Below are 16,296 nucleotides of genomic sequence, written 5' to 3' on the forward strand. Positions count from 1 at the left end.
ATAAACACCTCTTAATGCACAGAATAAGAAACATTAGGAGGTGTTTTTCCATGATTAATGAAGCGGAAAATAAAAAACATAAGGAAGATAAAGATACTAAACACAAAAAAAATAATAAAAGTAAAGTTATAATAAATGAAGAAAATGATGATGAACAAAATGAAGATGATAACTCTAAAGGGGTAAGTAAGGAAGTTGCAAACTTAAAAGAAGTAGGGGTCATGTCTGTAGCAAAGGCTGATGACAGGATTCAAGTTATACCTATAATAGGTCAAGTTGAAGGTCATAATATTTCTGGTAATCAAACTAAGTCTACTAAATATGAGTTAATTATTCCACAGTTAATAGCTATTGAGAGAGATAGTAATGTAAAAGGTATACTCATAGTATTGAATACTGCAGGAGGGGATGTAGAAGCAGGCTTAGCCATTGCAGAAATGATAACTAGTCTTAGTAAGCCTACAGTATCCATAGTCATAGGTGGAGGACATTCTATAGGAGTTCCATTAGCTACAGCATCAGATTATTCCTTTATAACTCCTTCAGCTACAATGATAGTGCACCCTGTAAGAATGAATGGATTTGTTATAGGTGTACCTCAAACCTTTGAATATTTTAGAAAGATGCAGGAGCGAATAGTTGAGTTTGTAGTTAGAACTTCAAAAATTGATTCAGACGATTTTAGAAGGCTTATGAGTCAAACAGATGAATTACTAAATGATATAGGAACTATATTGATAGGGGATCAAGCCGTAGAATGTGGTCTTATTGATGAAGTAGGTGGAATTAGAGAAGCCTTAGATAAATTAGAAGAGTTAATAAGTGAAGGTGAAAAAAATCAACTAGAATTAAGTTCGGAAGAAAATATTAGTGAAGAAATAGATAAAATTTAACAATTCACCATTGAGTTGTCAGCAAAATCATGTTGGCAACTTTTTATTTGTAAAAAAATTTGAAATATAGGTGGATTTCAATGTACAATATATTGAGATGGATAAATGGAAATTATTTTCATGAATCTTAGGAAGAGTTTTGGAGGAGATACTATGACTAAAGGAAAAGAGCCTTTAAAAAAGAAAAACAGTAGTAAGAAGAGCACTGTTAAAAATAATAGTTCAAAAGCTAAGAGAGAGAAACAGGATAAACTTTTTGATTTTAATGGAATTATACTGATAACCATAGGAGTTTTAATATTTTTAGCTTTACTATCAGTTATGTTTTCAGACCCAACATCTTTGGCAGGTTCTATGGGAGTATTTATTAATAGAATTTTTATAGGACTTCTTGGAATTGGTGCCTATGCTTTACCCTTTGTGCTTATATACATGGGAGTAAGTTACATAAAAATAGATAAATATTTAAAGGTAACAAAAAAATCCCTTGGAATTTTAATGTTTATAGTTACTACCATGATTTTTGTTGAGCTTATAGTATTACCTTCTTACTACGTAAAAGGTAATATGGCAAGTGCTATTATAAATCAATTTAAATCTAAGTCTGTACTTCATGGAGGTATTATATCTTTAGTAATTACTGTTCCTATAAGTTCACTTTTAGGAAAGGTAGGTAGCTATATAGTTTTATTTGCTTTATATATAATATCTTTAGTGTTAATTAATAATATTACTATAAAAGAGTTATTTACCTTTGAAAAGGTAGAAAGTAAAAAAAAGTCAAGGGATTTGAAGCAAACAAATATTGCAATTGATGAGGCTATGGAATATGTATCAGCAGATGGGAATACTAGAGACAATGGAAGCAGCGAAGAGTCGAAGATTAAAATTATAGATTTTATGAAGATGGATGAAGAAGAGAATAGATTTGAAGGAAAAATAGAAACAAGTATAGAACAACCTAATAAGTCAAAAGAAAATAGAAATAATATAGAGGATATAGATATTGACATTTCCTTTGGTGATGGAAACAAAATATATGCTTATGAACATCCTGCACCAGAACTCCTTCATAAAAATTTAAGTAGTATAGGTAAAAATAGCGATAAAAAAGACCTCCTTAATAGTGCTAATAAACTTCAAGAAACTTTAGAAAGTTTTGGAGTTGAAGCTAAGGTGATACAGGTTACAAAAGGTCCATCTGTAACCAGATTTGAATTACAACCCCATGTAGGAGTTAAGGTTAGCAAGATAGTTAATCTAGCAGATGATATAGCTCTAAACTTAGCAGCCTCAGGAGTTAGGATAGAGGCTCCAATCCCAGGAAAGGCGGCAGTAGGTATAGAAGTACCTAATAAAGATTTATCAGCAGTATTTTTAAGAGAGGTAATAGAAAGTGAAGAATTTACACTTGCTAAGAAAAATTTAGCCTTTGCCCTTGGAAAGGATATTGCAGGTAATTGTGTAGTGGGAGATTTATCTAAGATGCCTCACCTTTTGATTGCAGGAGCTACAGGGTCAGGAAAAAGTGTATGTATTAATACTCTTTTAATAAGTTTATTATATAAATATACACCTCAAGAGGTTAAATTGCTGTTAATAGACCCTAAAGTGGTAGAACTTAATATATACAATGGAATACCACACCTATTAATTCCAGTAGTTACAGAACCTAAAAAAGCTGCAGGAGCATTAAATTGGGCAGTTAATGAAATGACTAGAAGATATAAACTCTTTGCAGATAATAACGTAAGAAATATTGAAGGATATAACGACTTTGTAGAAAAGGGGATAATAGAAGAAAAGCTTCCATGGATTGTAATAATAATCGATGAGTTAGCAGACTTAATGATGGTATGTCCAAATGATGTTGAGGAATATATAGGTAGACTTGCTCAAATGGCTAGGGCTGCAGGAATGCATTTAGTAATAGCAACACAAAGACCATCTGTAGATGTAATTACAGGGGTAATTAAAGCTAATATACCATCTAGGATATCCTTTGCTGTTTCAAGTCAAATAGACTCAAGAACTATACTAGACTCTTCAGGAGCAGAGAAACTTTTAGGTAAAGGGGATATGCTATATTATCCTGTAGGTGAATCAAAGCCACTTAGAATTCAAGGAGCCTTTGTGTCTGAGGAAGAAGTAGAGACTGTAGTAGAATTTATTCGTAATGGATTAAAGGAATTAGAGTATAAAAAAGAAATCATGGATGAAATAGAAAATAGTGTTTCCAAATCTAAAGGTGGAGAAGATTGTGATGAGTTAATAGATGAAGCTATTAAAATTGTATTAGAAGAAGGGCAAGCTTCAACATCCTTGTTGCAGAGAAGGCTAAAAATAGGGTATAATAGAGCGGCTAGAATTATAGATGAAATGGAAGCTGAAGGGATTATCTCTGGTCGTAATGGAAGCAAGCCAAGACAGGTTTTTGGAAGAGATGATACCATGAGACAATAACTTCTTAATGAAACTTTCATTACAACACAAAAGAAGAGGTTTTAAATAATATATAGATCACTTAGGAGGATAAAGGTGGAAAAATTAAAATTTGGAGTAATAAATTTAGGTTGTGACAAGAATAGAATAGATGCAGAAATTATAATAAGTAGTTTGAAGAGTAGATATGAAGCGGTGACAGATGAAAGGCAGGCAGACATATTGCTAGTTAACACCTGTGGATTTATAGAAACTTCAAAGCAAGAATCTATTGATACCATATTAGAAATGGCAAAATATAAGAAAGATAAATGCAAGGTGCTCATAGCTACTGGGTGCTTAACTCAGAGATATGGTAGTGAGCTTTTAGAACTTATGCCGGAACTAGATATAATTTTAGGTGTAAATGATTATGATAAATTGCATGAATGTATTGAAAAATCTATGAAAACCGGAGAAAAGAGCTGTATTACAACTTATAGTGATACCAATATAAACATTGGTAATAGACAGGTTACAACAGGAGGAAGTACTGCTTATATAAGAATATCTGAAGGGTGTAACAATATTTGTGCCTACTGTGCAATTCCTAAAATAAGAGGAAGATACAGAAGTAGGGATATGGAAGATATCCTTAAAGAAGCTAAAGAGTTAGCTTTAAATGGATATAAGGAGTTAATTATAGTAGCGCAAGATACTACTAATTATGGGGTAGATATATATGGAAAAAAAACTTTACATATTCTTTTAAAAGAGCTAGGTAAAATTAAAAGTATAAAATGGATAAGACTTCTTTATTGTTATGCAGAAGAGCTAACTGATGAAGTTATAAATGAAATAGCTATCAATGATAAGGTGTGTAAGTATATAGATATTCCTATACAACATATCAGCGATGACGTTTTAAAGGCTATGAGAAGAAAAGGAAGAAAGAAAATAATCACTGAAAATATTAAAAAGCTTAGAGATGCAGTTCCTAATATAACTATAAGAACTACTCTTATAGTAGGATTTCCAGGAGAAACAGAAGAGAATTTCTTAGAATTGTTAAATTTTGTCAAAGAAACTAAATTTGATAAGCTAGGAGTATTTACTTACTCTCAAGAGGAAGGTACTGTGGCTGCAGAAATGGAAGGTCAAATAGAAGAAAATATTAAAGAAGAAAGACTTCACTCTATAATGATGGCTCAACAAACTATATCAACAGAAATAAATGAAAATAAAATAGGTAGAACCTATGATGTATTGATTGAAAGTAAAGAAAAAGGAACATATTGTGGAAGAAGTTATGAAATGGCTCCAGAAATTGACGGAGAGGTTTATGTAAAATCTAATAAATTAAGTATAGGTGATTTTGTTAAGGTAAGAATAAAAGATGCACTAGAGTATGATTTAATAGGAGAAATCCTTAAATAATTTTTAGATTTATATATTTATAATAAAAAAATATTAATTAATAATATAGATAAGGATATAAAGTAAAATTAGTATTAATAAACTAAATAATTTTTAGATTTTATTGTATAATGTTTGTATAAGATAAAATAATTACTATTATAGAAAATTTGTTTTTGCTATTTACAATAAGAAGTAAATTTTAATTAGGTAAACAGATTATAAGATTGTTAAATTTCAGGAGTAGGAGATGTTAATGATGAATCTTGCAAATAAGCTTACAGTGCTAAGAATAATGTTAGTTCCGATATTCTTAATATGTGCAATGATTGATACCACCGCAACTAATATTATTGCTTTATCAATATTTATTATAGCTTCAGCAACAGATAAATTAGATGGCTATATAGCTAGAAGCAGAAATCAGATAACTAACTTTGGAAAATTCATGGATCCTCTAGCAGACAAGCTTTTAGTTACCTGTGCTCTAATACTTTTAGTTGAAAAAGGAATTGTTGCTGCCTGGGTAGTAGTTGTAATAATTGCTAGGGAATTTATAGTATCAGGATTAAGAACATTAGCTGCTTCACAAGGCGTGGTAATAGCTGCAAGTAATTGGGGAAAGCTGAAGACTGTAATTCAGATGATAGCTATCATAATGGGACTATTATCTCTAGTATATAATCCAGGGTGGCTTAATATTACAACCCAGGTTACCATATACCTAGCAGCTGTTATAACTATTGGATCTGGAGTGGATTATTTTATTAAAGGAAAAGATATTATAAATATTAATGAATAATGTTTATAATTCTATAACTATGTCAAAAATGGTAAAGAGTTCCTTGAAAGAAATTTAAAGGAACTCTTTACTATAACACTTGACCTGATAAATTAAATACTATATAATAAACATATAAGAACTATTGTTCGTGATGGAAGGATGTGAACCCTAAAGGGGAATTTATGAATAACGATAAATTAAAAGCATTAGAAGCAGCTATGGGACAGATAGAAAAGCAATTTGGTAAAGGCTCAATAATGAAATTAGGGGAAGAGAGCACTTTAAATATAGACTGCATATCTACAGGATGTTTAGGGCTAGATATTGCACTGGGAATTGGCGGAGTTCCAAGAGGAAGAATAATTGAGATTTTTGGGCCAGAATCCTCTGGTAAAACTACTGTAGCTTTACATGTAGTTGCAGAAGCTCAAAAGAACGGTGGTTGTGCAGCATATATAGATGCAGAACATGCCCTTGATCCGGTTTATGCAAAGGCATTAGGCGTAGACATAGATAACTTAATAGTATCTCAACCAGATACAGGTGAGCAGGCTCTTGAAATTACAGAAGCCTTAGTTAGATCTGGTGCAATAGATATAGTAGTTATAGACTCTGTTGCAGCCTTAGTTCCAAAGGCTGAAATTGAAGGTGAAATGGGAGATGCCCATGTAGGTCTTCAAGCTAGACTTATGTCTCAAGCTTTAAGAAAACTTACAGGTTCTATAAACAAATCAAAATGCTCTACTATATTTATAAACCAATTGAGAGAAAAAGTTGGAGTTATGTTTGGAAATCCAGAAACAACTCCAGGAGGAAGAGCTCTTAAATTCTATGCCTCTGTAAGAATTGATGTAAGAAAGATAGATACTATTAAACAAGGAGAAACCTTCTTAGGAAATAGAACTAGAGCTAAGATAACTAAGAATAAAGTTGCACCACCATTTAAACAATCAGAATTTGATATTATGTATGGTGAAGGAATATCTAGGGTTGGAGATATATTAGACATTGGTGTTAAAGAAGAAATTGTCCAAAAAAGTGGCGCTTGGTTTGCCTACGGAGACGTAAGACTAGGCCAAGGAAGAGAAAATGCTAAAAACTTTTTTAAGGAAAACCCAGAAATTGCCAATGAAATAGAAAATAAAATAAGGGAAAAATACTCTTTGCCATTAAATAACAATCCAGTAAAAGTTGAGAATAAAGTAGAAGAAAAGTAAATTACTTTATTAAATCAGATAAAAGATATGTGAAGCTTTAAGTAAAAATATATAACTTAAGCTTTACATATCTTTTTTAATTAAAATTTTAAATATTGTGTATGAAATATACAAATAAATGTATAATTAAAGTATGTGATATTTTAATGTAAAAATTAAAGGTGATATTCTAATTAAAAATTTTTTTTTAAAGGTTCAAGTCGAGCCTAAGAGCTAAGTTGAGAGAATTTGTAGTATTTAGTAATAACCTTGACAATGATGTTAAAGTAATATAAAATGAATACAAATACTGGTTTAATATAAGAGGAATTGAATAGAATATGCACCTTTTCGAGCTTTCATTTTACTGCTAATATATGTCATAAAAAAAGCAAAGGAGGTGTTGGAAATTGACTGAACCAAGTCAAATTATTTTAATAATAGCTATTGCGCTAGTTGTTTGTTTAGTCGCTATTTTTGTTTTTATTTATACAAGAAAGAATATATCTTTAGCTAATGTATCTAAATCAGAGGAAGATGCTAAAAAGATTTTAGGTGAGGCACAAAAAGAAGCAGAATCTAAAAAGAAAGAAGCAATCCTTGAAGCTAAAGAAGAAGTTCATAGATTAAGAGCTGATTTTGATAAAGAGTCCAGAGAAAGAAGAAATGAAATTCAGCGATTAGAAAGAAGGGTTCTTCAAAAAGAGGAAACTTTAGATAAGAAAACCCTATCAATAGAAAGAAAAGAAGAAGTATTATCTAAAAAACAACAAGAGGTTGAGACATTAGAATCAGGAATACAAGAATTATATAATAGTGTAAGAGAAGAATTACAAAGAGTAGCAGGATTAACCTCAGAAGAAGCAAAGCAAATACTATTAGACGAAGTAAAAAAAGAAATTAAACATGAAACAGCAATAATGATTAAAGAAATTGAAGCTAAAGCTAAAGAAGAAGCCGATAAAAAGGCAAGAGAAGTTATAACATATGCTATACAGAGATGTGCAGCAGACCATGTAGCTGAATCTACAGTACATGTTGTATCACTTCCTAACGATGAAATGAAGGGAAGGATTATTGGGCGTGAAGGTAGAAATATAAGAGCCCTTGAAACTTTAACTGGAGTTGATTTAATAATAGATGATACTCCGGAAGCTGTTATTCTTTCAGCTTTTGATCCTATTAGAAGAGAGGTAGCTAAAATTGCCTTAGAAAAACTAATAGTTGATGGAAGAATACACCCAGCAAGAATTGAGGAAATGGTTGAAAAAGCGAAAAAAGATGTTGAGAATGACATAAGAGAAGAGGGCGAGCAAGCCACCTTCGAAACTGGTATCCATGGATTACATGTGGAAATAATCAGACTTTTAGGAAGATTGAAATATAGAACTAGTTATGGTCAAAATGTATTAAAACATTCTATAGAAGTTTCATACTTAGCAGGTCTTATGGCGTCAGAGCTTGGAATGGATCCTACCATGGCAAAAAGGTGTGGATTATTACACGATATCGGCAAAGCTGTAGATCATGAAGTAGAAGGACCACATGCACTAATAGGTGCTGAGTTAGCTAAAAAATGTCATGAATCTCCAATAGTTGTAAACGCTATTGCAGCTCATCATGGAGATGTAGAGTATCAATCTCTAGAAGCAGTACTAGTTCAAGCAGCAGATGCTATATCAGCAGCTAGACCAGGTGCTAGAAGAGAAACTCTAGAAGCCTATATAAAAAGATTAGAAAAATTAGAAGAAATCGCAAACTCATATGAATGTGTAGAAAAGTCATATGCAATTCAAGCCGGAAGAGAAATCAGAATTATGATTAAACCAGATGATGTTGATGATGCAGGTGCTATTGAAGTGGCTAGAGATATTGTGAAGAAAATAGAATCAGAACTAGAATATCCAGGCCAAATAAAGGTTAATGTTATCAGAGAAACAAGAGCAGTAGAATATGCAAAGTAAAATTAGGTAATGAAAAAGGTGAGTCTCCTATTTAATAGGAGGCTTTTATTTTTGTCTATTATATTAAGTGAAACTATAATTTGCAATAATCTAAAATTGTATTTTCAATAAAAGGAATTTTCAATTAAATGTAGAAATAATATATAGGATTCTAATAATATTAGTTTAATAAGTAGTAATAGTAGTAGGAGGTTTAATATGGAAGTATTAAAAGTTTCAGCAAGATCTAATCCTAATTCAGTAGCAGGAGCTCTGGCAGGAGTACTAAGACAAAGTAGTGGGGCAGAAATTCAAGCTATAGGAGCAGGCGCAATCAATCAAGCAGTAAAGGCTGTAGCTATAGCTAGAGGATTTGTAGCGCCCAGTGGAATGGACCTGGTGTGTGTACCAGCATTTACAGATGTAGAAATTGATGGTGAAGAAAGAACTGCAATTAAATTGATAGTACAATCTAAAAATAATTTTTAGGTTATAAAGACATGAAATTAAAAATTTAATTTCATGTCTTTAGTCTTTATATGTAGGTAAATAAGCTTCAGAACTTTGGACAAATGTTATAAAAAGTTAGTATGTAAATATAAAAAATGAGAATAATAATAGTAAGTTAAAATTACCATATAATCTTTACACTATATAGAATAAGTGTTATTATACAGATATGAAGTATATCTTTCATATGAAGTTCTAATGCATTTTAAAATTCATTAGATGTAGAATATCCAACTCGTTTATTATATTTTTGAGAATATAATTGAATGAAAAGGTTTAAATAATATTTCTTTTATTTGGATAGTTTTAATTATTTTATATTGTAAAGAATAAATATTAATGGGGGTAGTTATAATGATGCTATCAAAAAAAGCAATGGAAATTTCACCATCACTTACATTAGCAATTACAGCAAAGGCTAAAAAGATGAAAGCAGAGGGGATTGACGTTATAGGCTTCGGTGCAGGAGAGCCAGATTTTAATACTCCAAAAAATATACAGCAAGCTGCTATAAAGGCAATTGAAGCAGGTCAAACAAGATATACAGCGGCTTCAGGTATAATTGAATTAAAGGAAGCAGTTGTAAATAAGTTTAAAAAAGATAATAACTTAACTTATAAAACTTCTCAAATTATTATTTCAACAGGAGCTAAACAATGTTTAGCAAATATTTTTCAAGCTATATTAAATCCGGGAGATGAAGTTTTAATAGGTGCTCCATATTGGGTTAGTTATCCAGAACTTGTACAATTGGCTGATGGAGTTCCAACTTTTGTTGACACAGAAGAAAGTAATTCTTTTAAACTAACAATTGAATCTTTAGAAAAAGCAGTAACTAAAAAAACTAAAGCTATGATACTAAATAGCCCTAATAATCCAACAGGAACAGCTTATACGAAAGAAGAGTTAGAGAAAATTGCAACTTTTGCACAAAAACATGATATAATAATTATATCAGATGAAATATATGAAAAACTTTTATATGGAGAAAGTGGTCATATTTCTATAGCAAGTTTATCTGAAGATGCTTATAATAGAACAATAGTAATAAATGGGGTTTCAAAAGCTTATGCTATGACTGGATGGAGAATTGGTTATGCAGCAGCTAGTGAAAAGATAACTTCATTAATGTCAAACATACAAAGTCACACTACTTCAAATCCATGTTCAATATCTCAATATGCATCTGTAGAAGCTTTAAATGGAGATCAAAGCGAAGTTGAAAAAATGAAACAGGAATTTAAAAAGAGAAGAGATTTTATGGTAGATAAAATTAATTCTATAAATAACTTATCCTGTGTTAAACCAGAAGGTGCATTCTACGTTATGGTAAACATATCAAAGGTGTTAAATAAGGAAGTGGACGGAAAGATTATAAAAGACTCTCTTACATTCAGTGACTTACTTCTTGAGAAGGAGAAGGTTGCAGTAATACCTGGTATTGCTTTTGGAGTAGATGATTTTATAAGATTATCTTATGCTACATCTATGGAAAACATAGAAAAAGGATTGAATAGAATAGAAGACTTTGTTAATGGCATAAAATAATTTCTCGTAAATGAGGTGATAATATGCTAACAAAGGAAATAATCATTAATAATCCACAGGGATTGCATGCAAGACCAGCAACTTTATTAGTTCAAAAGGCTACTACTTTTAAGTGTGAAGTTACTATAGAATGTAATGGTAAAGGAGCTAATGCAAAAAGTCTCATTGGAGTATTATCCTTAGGAGTTAATAAGGGATATACAGTAAAAATTATAACTAACGGAACTGATGAGGAACTTGCACTTACAGAAATCATTTCTACTGTAGAAGGATTATAATTCAAATAAAAGAACTGCTTAGGCAGTTCTTTTGTTCTATAGTAGCCTTTGTAAAGGAGGAGGATTTTATGAATGAAATAATATTACATAGTAAAAAGGAACTTTATTTAGAAAAAAATAAACATTTTATTCAATGCTTCCTAGATATTAAGGGTGGAAGAAGTAAATATACAGCTATTAGCTATGAGAAAGACATAAAGGATTTTTATAATAAGTCTGATGTAACTGAAATAACCATAGAAAATATAAGAGAAATAAATATATTTCATGTTCAAAAATTTATCCTTGATTTGCAAAATCAAGGATTATCTTCTGCAACTATTAATAGAAAGATATCATCGCTTTCTGCTCTTTATAAGTGGCTTATGAAGTATGAAGATAATTACAGTGATATAAGAATTATTAAGTATAATCCTTTTGCTAATGTGAAGGAAGAAAAACCTATTGTAACTAATAAAGTTACAGAATTTTTGACTGAGGAAGAAAGTAAGATTTTACTGGGAAGTATTGATACTACAACTGTACTAGGACTTAGGAATAAAGCTATATTAGCATTAGCACTCACCACTGCACTAAGAAAATCAGAAATGATAAATATAAAAATATGTCATATAAAAAAGTATGGAGAGTATGATGTTATAGAAGTCACTAGAAAAGGAAATAAAAAAGATTTAGTAAAGCTTCAACCTAAGGTGAAAAGTTTAATTGAAAAATACATTTTAGTTACAGGAAGAGATAAAGAAGAGTATAACAATAGTTATTTATTTATAGGACACTCCTCTAATAATAGAAATGGAGAGAAGTTAAATCCTAGTACTTTAAACTATATGCTTAAAAATATATGTAGTAAGTGCAATATAAATAAAAAATTAAAAGTTCACTCCACTAGACATACAGCTATAACTATGGCCATTACTCAAGGAGCTACCATAGAAAAAGTTAGAGAATTTGCAGCTCATAGTAGTATTGCTACTACCAATAGATATGTTCACTCTATAGACAAGCTTAAAGATAATCCAGGAGATAATATGGATATAATATAAAGTTATAGGAATTTATTAGAGGCTAAAGGCATACATTTTTAATGTAATATAAAAAATGGAGGTATGTTCATGGCTTTTGATAATGAATATGAATTTGTACCCTTGGCGCCTATGACACATAATTCTTTGCCCGATGAAATGAAAGATTTCATATCTGTATGTGGTATGATGGGAATAATGCCAAGAAATAATTTTATACATCCAATGCAAAAAGAGCTGGCTCAAGTTATAGATTTAAAAGAAACTAATGAGGACATAGATATTCCTGCGGAGACTTATTTAGATGAAGACTTTGAAGATGATGTAGAGAGATATGTAGAGGAGAATGGAAATAGATTATTGAAAGACTTTGATGATGAAAAAGACTTTAATTCTACACCGGTTTCATCAAAAAAAGATAATAATGATGAACTTATGAGGATAGAAAAAGTTATTAAATCCATAGAAAGAAATAATCTAGGAGTATTCAAATTTTTAGAAGTTAATGGAATGCCTTATGACAAGGCAAAAAAATTTATTAGAAGAGTAGTAAGGCTATCAATTCGTTATAATGAATAACATGAATAAAAAAATCGACTATGTCGATTTTTTTAATTTTTATAATAAATTATATAGTAATATTTACCTTTAATTATATATATAAATTAATAGGACACATTATTTTAAGGTTTAAATTTTAAATTATAAATTAATGTTTATTAATTAGAAATGGGGGTATAAAATGAAGTACACAAGATACAATATTAAATCTAAACCAAAGAGTAGTAACAGTTTTTTATTTTATTTAGCTATAACCTTACTTTTGGCATTACTATTAGGAACTTTTATATTTAAATTTGTACTTAAAGACTCAGGTAAAATAGGCTTTATTAAGGGTATAGATATGAATAATTCTCAGCAACAACAAAATAGTGGTAAAGTACCTGGTAAAAGTGAAGTAAAGGAAGAAGGAAATTCAACTGGAATAAAGGAAGAAAAAGCTGTGTCAGAATATAATTTTTATATACTACAGTGTGGTGTATTTAAAGTTAAAAGTAACGCTAATGAAACATTAAATAAATTATCAGCCTTTGGTAATCCTTTTATAGGGCAAGAGGGAGAGCTATCTAAGGTGTATTTTGGAATGTATTCTGATAAAAACATAGAAAATGGAGCTTCAATATTAAAAGAAAAGGGAATAGATAATACTAAAGTAACTATAAATATACCTATGGAAGATAATTCTACAAAACAATTTTGTGAAATTGTAGATAGTTTGTTGCAAGTTGTAAATAAGACTTCAGAAAGTGGTGTAAAATCTATTAATACCAGTGAACTTAAAAAGTGGATAGATGGATTGGAGAAAATAGATGAGAACATGAAACAATACAATGAAGTTAATTCTTTGAAGGAATATATAAAGGCTCTTCCAGATGAAGTAGATAAAAATAAGGATGGAGAAGTATTAAAATATGTTTATGACCAGCTAATAAAGTTTAAAAAATAAGGTATATATTATTTTTAATAAGTTGATATAAGGCTATCTGTGAACAAAAGTTCACAGATAGCCTTAATTTATAAAAAAAGTTTAAAAAATTTGTTATAGTCTTGTGTAAAAAAATATTAAATGTTACACTATATTAGATATAAAATGTTATATTGGTTAATACAAATAGTATATTGCACATTTTAAATATACTGGGGGATGTTTTTTATGGGAAAATCATATAAAACCGCTAAAGAGTATGTATTTATAACTCTTCTGGGGGCTATTTCTGGAAGCTTTATTGGAGAATTTTTAGGAAATACTTTTAAAGCCTTAGATTTTTTAGGAAAAAACTACTTTATAGGATTAAAAAATCCTTTAGTCATTGATTTAAAGGTCTTAGAATTAACTTTTGGACTAGGATTTGGTCTGAATTTAATGGCTATAGTAGGTATGGTTTTAGCAATAGTATTATTTAAGAGATTCTAGGAGGAAGTTATGGATATAGTATTAGCTTCTGCATCACCAAGAAGACAGGAATTATTAAAAAGGTTAGTAGATAATTTTAAAATAGAGATTAGTAACTTTGATGAGGATTCTGTTGAATTTCAAGGTGATATAGATAAACATGTGTGTGATTTAGCTGAAGGAAAAGCTAGAAATATTTTGAATAAAGTGCAGAAAGATAGTATTGTCATAGGCTGTGATACTGTAGTATATTTAAATGGAAAAATTCTTGGGAAACCAATAAATGATAAAGATGCATTTGAAATGCTAAGGTCACTCAGTGGAAATGTACATAAAGTTTATTCCGGGCTAGTTTTAATAAACAGTAAAACCAATGAATTAATAAGAAAAAGCGTTTGTACTGAAGTTAAATTTATGAACCTATCTGAGGATATTATACTTAGGTATATTGAATCAGATCAATGTAATGGTAAAGCTGGTGCCTATGGGATACAAGATAATGCTGCTATTTTTGTGGAGAATATTAATGGCTGTTATTACAATGTAGTAGGATTGCCTTTAAATACTTTATATTTATCACTAAGGGAGATGGGGGTAAATCAATAAAGGAGTTAGTTTATGAACTATAAATTAAAGATTAAAGATTTACCTAAAAATGAAAGACCTAGAGAGAAAATGTTAAGGTATGGGGCAGAATACCTGTCTAATTCTGAACTTTTAGCCCTTATATTGAGGACTGGAACAAAGGAAGATAGTGTTTTAAATCTATGTGATAGGTTATTATCTCATTGTGGAGGCATAAATGGAATTTCCAGCCCCAGTATTAATGATTTAAAGCAGGTAAAAGGAATAGGGGAGGTTAAAGCTACTCAAGTTTTAGCCCTTGCAGAGCTAGCTACCAGATTTAATTCTTTTAAATCCGGTGAAGAGCATATTGTAAGTAGTCCTAAAGATGTGTCTAATTATATGATGAGACAAATGAAAGGTTTAAAAAAAGAATATTTTAAGCTAATTATGTTAAATACTAAAAACATAATTATATCAGTTAAAGATATTTCTATAGGAAATTTAAATAGTTCCATTGTTCATCCGAGAGAAGTCTTTATAGAAGCTATAAAGCTTAGTAGTGCATCAGTGATATTGTGTCACAATCATCCATCAGGTGATCCAACACCTAGCAAAGAGGATATACTAATAACTAAAAGACTAAAGGAGTGTGGAACATTACTAGGAATAGAAGTTTTAGATCATATTATTATTGGTAACGAAGCTTATATAAGCTTAAAAGAAAAAGGTATTATATAGATTGAGAGGAGAGTTTTTATGGGTTTTTTTGGAAGTACTAGAGACATTGGAATAGATTTAGGAACTGCAAACACATTAGTATATATTAAAGGAAAAGGTATCGTACTTAGAGAACCTTCCGTTGTAGCAATAAATAAAAATACAGGAAAAGTTTTAGCTGTAGGTAATGAAGCTAAAAATATGATAGGTAGAACACCAGGAAATATTGTAGCTATAAGACCAATGAAAGATGGAGTTATAGCAGATTTTGATGTAACTGAAAAAATGCTTAGACATTTTATTGAAAAAGTTGGAGGTAAAAATTCCTTTAAAAGTCCAAGAATCGTAGTTTGTTTCCCATCTGGGGTAACTGAAGTAGAGAAGAGAGCGATTGAAGAAGCAACTAAGAGTGCTGGAGCTAGAGAAGTTGGATTATTAGAAGAACCAATGGCAGCAGCTATAGGTGCTGGACTTCCAGTTGGAGAACCTACAGGAAGCATGGTTGTAGATATCGGTGGAGGTACTACAGAAGTAGCAATAATATCTTTAGGTGGAGTTGTTACAAGTATGTCATTAAGAGTTGCAGGTGATGAATTAGATCAAGCGATTATAGCATACATAAAAAAACAATATAACTTAATGATTGGTGAGAGAACTTCAGAAAATATAAAAATACAATTAGGTTCAGCTTATGAGGTAGAAGAAAAGGCAGAGAATATGCAAATTAGAGGAAGAGATTTAATAAGTGGTCTTCCTAAAGTAGTAGAAATAGGTGAAGATGAAGTAAGAGAAGCTTTAAGAGAACCTGTATACTCTATTATAGAGGCTATAAAAACAACACTAGAAAAAACACCACCAGAACTTGCAGCAGATATTATGGATAAAGGTATAATGCTTACAGGTGGAGGAGCCTTATTAAAAGGATTAGATGCACTAATAGCCCATGAAACCCATATGCCAGTAAATATAGCAGAAATACCATTAGATTGTGTAGCTGTAGGAACTGGAAAAGCATTAGATAATGTAGATATTATGAGTAGAAGATAA

At 30.5% G+C, this 16,296-nt stretch carries 16 protein-coding genes; all 16 read left to right on the forward strand.

All coding sequences use genetic code 11. The features are described 5' to 3' along the window. The first annotated feature begins 50 nt into the window (after positions 1-50). Positions 51-893 carry a ClpP family protease gene (locus B3B03_RS03360; RefSeq protein WP_346876474.1) on the forward strand — a complete coding sequence of 281 codons (843 nt, stop codon included), beginning with the start codon at positions 51-53 and terminating at the stop codon, positions 891-893. 153 nt (positions 894-1,046) lie between these two features. Beyond that, positions 1,047-3,356, forward strand: a complete 2,310-nt coding sequence (locus B3B03_RS03365; protein ID WP_346876475.1) for an FtsK/SpoIIIE family DNA translocase — start codon at positions 1,047-1,049, stop codon at positions 3,354-3,356. A 75-nt stretch (positions 3,357-3,431) separates the two neighbouring features. Beyond that, on the forward strand, positions 3,432-4,751 hold the full coding sequence (rimO, locus tag B3B03_RS03370; RefSeq protein WP_346876476.1) for a 30S ribosomal protein S12 methylthiotransferase RimO: 1,320 nt from the start codon (positions 3,432-3,434) through the stop codon (positions 4,749-4,751). A gap of 238 nt (positions 4,752-4,989) precedes the next feature. Beyond that, on the forward strand, positions 4,990-5,532 hold the full coding sequence (gene pgsA / locus B3B03_RS03375) for a CDP-diacylglycerol--glycerol-3-phosphate 3-phosphatidyltransferase (protein ID WP_346848509.1): 543 nt from the start codon (positions 4,990-4,992) through the stop codon (positions 5,530-5,532). A gap of 164 nt (positions 5,533-5,696) precedes the next feature. Continuing rightward, positions 5,697-6,731 carry a recombinase RecA gene (recA, locus tag B3B03_RS03380; RefSeq protein WP_035128736.1) on the forward strand — a complete coding sequence of 345 codons (1,035 nt, stop codon included), beginning with the start codon at positions 5,697-5,699 and terminating at the stop codon, positions 6,729-6,731. 389 nt (positions 6,732-7,120) lie between these two features. After that, positions 7,121-8,674, forward strand: a complete 1,554-nt coding sequence (rny, locus tag B3B03_RS03385; protein ID WP_051823775.1) for a ribonuclease Y — start codon at positions 7,121-7,123, stop codon at positions 8,672-8,674. 198 nt (positions 8,675-8,872) lie between these two features. Further along, entirely contained in the window at positions 8,873-9,142 is a 270-nt protein-coding gene (locus B3B03_RS03390) for a stage V sporulation protein S (protein WP_035128739.1), read from the forward strand. 375 nt (positions 9,143-9,517) lie between these two features. Next, positions 9,518-10,711 (forward strand): pyridoxal phosphate-dependent aminotransferase, encoded by a 1,194-nt coding sequence (locus tag B3B03_RS03395; RefSeq protein WP_346848378.1) that lies wholly within the window; start codon positions 9,518-9,520, stop codon positions 10,709-10,711. Between the two features lie 23 nt (positions 10,712-10,734). Further along, positions 10,735-10,989: an HPr family phosphocarrier protein gene (locus tag B3B03_RS03400; protein ID WP_035128745.1), complete on the forward strand. Its 255-nt coding sequence runs from the start codon at positions 10,735-10,737 to the stop codon at positions 10,987-10,989. A 68-nt stretch (positions 10,990-11,057) separates the two neighbouring features. Continuing rightward, on the forward strand, positions 11,058-12,032 hold the full coding sequence (locus B3B03_RS03405; protein WP_346848379.1) for a tyrosine-type recombinase/integrase: 975 nt from the start codon (positions 11,058-11,060) through the stop codon (positions 12,030-12,032). A 69-nt stretch (positions 12,033-12,101) separates the two neighbouring features. Further along, positions 12,102-12,590 carry a hypothetical protein gene (locus tag B3B03_RS03410; protein WP_346876477.1) on the forward strand — a complete coding sequence of 163 codons (489 nt, stop codon included), beginning with the start codon at positions 12,102-12,104 and terminating at the stop codon, positions 12,588-12,590. Between the two features lie 163 nt (positions 12,591-12,753). Next, positions 12,754-13,518: an SPOR domain-containing protein gene (locus tag B3B03_RS03415; RefSeq protein WP_346876478.1), complete on the forward strand. Its 765-nt coding sequence runs from the start codon at positions 12,754-12,756 to the stop codon at positions 13,516-13,518. 207 nt (positions 13,519-13,725) lie between these two features. Beyond that, positions 13,726-13,986, forward strand: a complete 261-nt coding sequence (locus tag B3B03_RS03420) for a DUF4321 domain-containing protein (protein WP_035128757.1) — start codon at positions 13,726-13,728, stop codon at positions 13,984-13,986. A gap of 9 nt (positions 13,987-13,995) precedes the next feature. Beyond that, positions 13,996-14,571 (forward strand): Maf-like protein, encoded by a 576-nt coding sequence (locus B3B03_RS03425; protein ID WP_346876479.1) that lies wholly within the window; start codon positions 13,996-13,998, stop codon positions 14,569-14,571. A 12-nt stretch (positions 14,572-14,583) separates the two neighbouring features. After that, positions 14,584-15,270: a RadC family protein gene (radC, locus tag B3B03_RS03430; protein ID WP_035128763.1), complete on the forward strand. Its 687-nt coding sequence runs from the start codon at positions 14,584-14,586 to the stop codon at positions 15,268-15,270. An 18-nt stretch (positions 15,271-15,288) separates the two neighbouring features. Then, entirely contained in the window at positions 15,289-16,296 is a 1,008-nt protein-coding gene (locus B3B03_RS03435; protein ID WP_346848383.1) for a rod shape-determining protein, read from the forward strand.

It is taken from the genome of Clostridium sp. UBA5712 (assembly GCF_002419845.1).
GTDB classification, from domain to species: domain Bacteria; phylum Bacillota; class Clostridia; order Clostridiales; family Clostridiaceae; genus Clostridium_J; species Clostridium_J sulfidigenes.

Excerpts from the sequence above, each read along its gene's own strand:
- B3B03_RS03360 (WP_346876474.1), top strand. The coding sequence starts at position 51 with ATGATTAATGAAGCGGAAAATAAAAAACATAAGGAAGATAAAGATACT.
- B3B03_RS03365 (WP_346876475.1), top strand. The coding sequence starts at position 1,047 with ATGACTAAAGGAAAAGAGCCTTTAAAAAAGAAAAACAGTAGTAAGAAG.
- pgsA (WP_346848509.1), top strand. The coding sequence starts at position 4,990 with ATGAATCTTGCAAATAAGCTTACAGTGCTAAGAATAATGTTAGTTCCG.
- recA (WP_035128736.1), top strand. The coding sequence starts at position 5,697 with ATGAATAACGATAAATTAAAAGCATTAGAAGCAGCTATGGGACAGATA.
- B3B03_RS03390 (WP_035128739.1), top strand. The coding sequence starts at position 8,873 with ATGGAAGTATTAAAAGTTTCAGCAAGATCTAATCCTAATTCAGTAGCA.
- B3B03_RS03395 (WP_346848378.1), top strand. The coding sequence starts at position 9,518 with ATGATGCTATCAAAAAAAGCAATGGAAATTTCACCATCACTTACATTA.
- B3B03_RS03400 (WP_035128745.1), top strand. The coding sequence starts at position 10,735 with ATGCTAACAAAGGAAATAATCATTAATAATCCACAGGGATTGCATGCA.
- B3B03_RS03405 (WP_346848379.1), top strand. The coding sequence starts at position 11,058 with ATGAATGAAATAATATTACATAGTAAAAAGGAACTTTATTTAGAAAAA.
- B3B03_RS03410 (WP_346876477.1), top strand. The coding sequence starts at position 12,102 with ATGGCTTTTGATAATGAATATGAATTTGTACCCTTGGCGCCTATGACA.
- B3B03_RS03415 (WP_346876478.1), top strand. The coding sequence starts at position 12,754 with ATGAAGTACACAAGATACAATATTAAATCTAAACCAAAGAGTAGTAAC.
- B3B03_RS03420 (WP_035128757.1), top strand. The coding sequence starts at position 13,726 with ATGGGAAAATCATATAAAACCGCTAAAGAGTATGTATTTATAACTCTT.
- B3B03_RS03425 (WP_346876479.1), top strand. The coding sequence starts at position 13,996 with ATGGATATAGTATTAGCTTCTGCATCACCAAGAAGACAGGAATTATTA.
- radC (WP_035128763.1), top strand. The coding sequence starts at position 14,584 with ATGAACTATAAATTAAAGATTAAAGATTTACCTAAAAATGAAAGACCT.
- B3B03_RS03435 (WP_346848383.1), top strand. The coding sequence starts at position 15,289 with ATGGGTTTTTTTGGAAGTACTAGAGACATTGGAATAGATTTAGGAACT.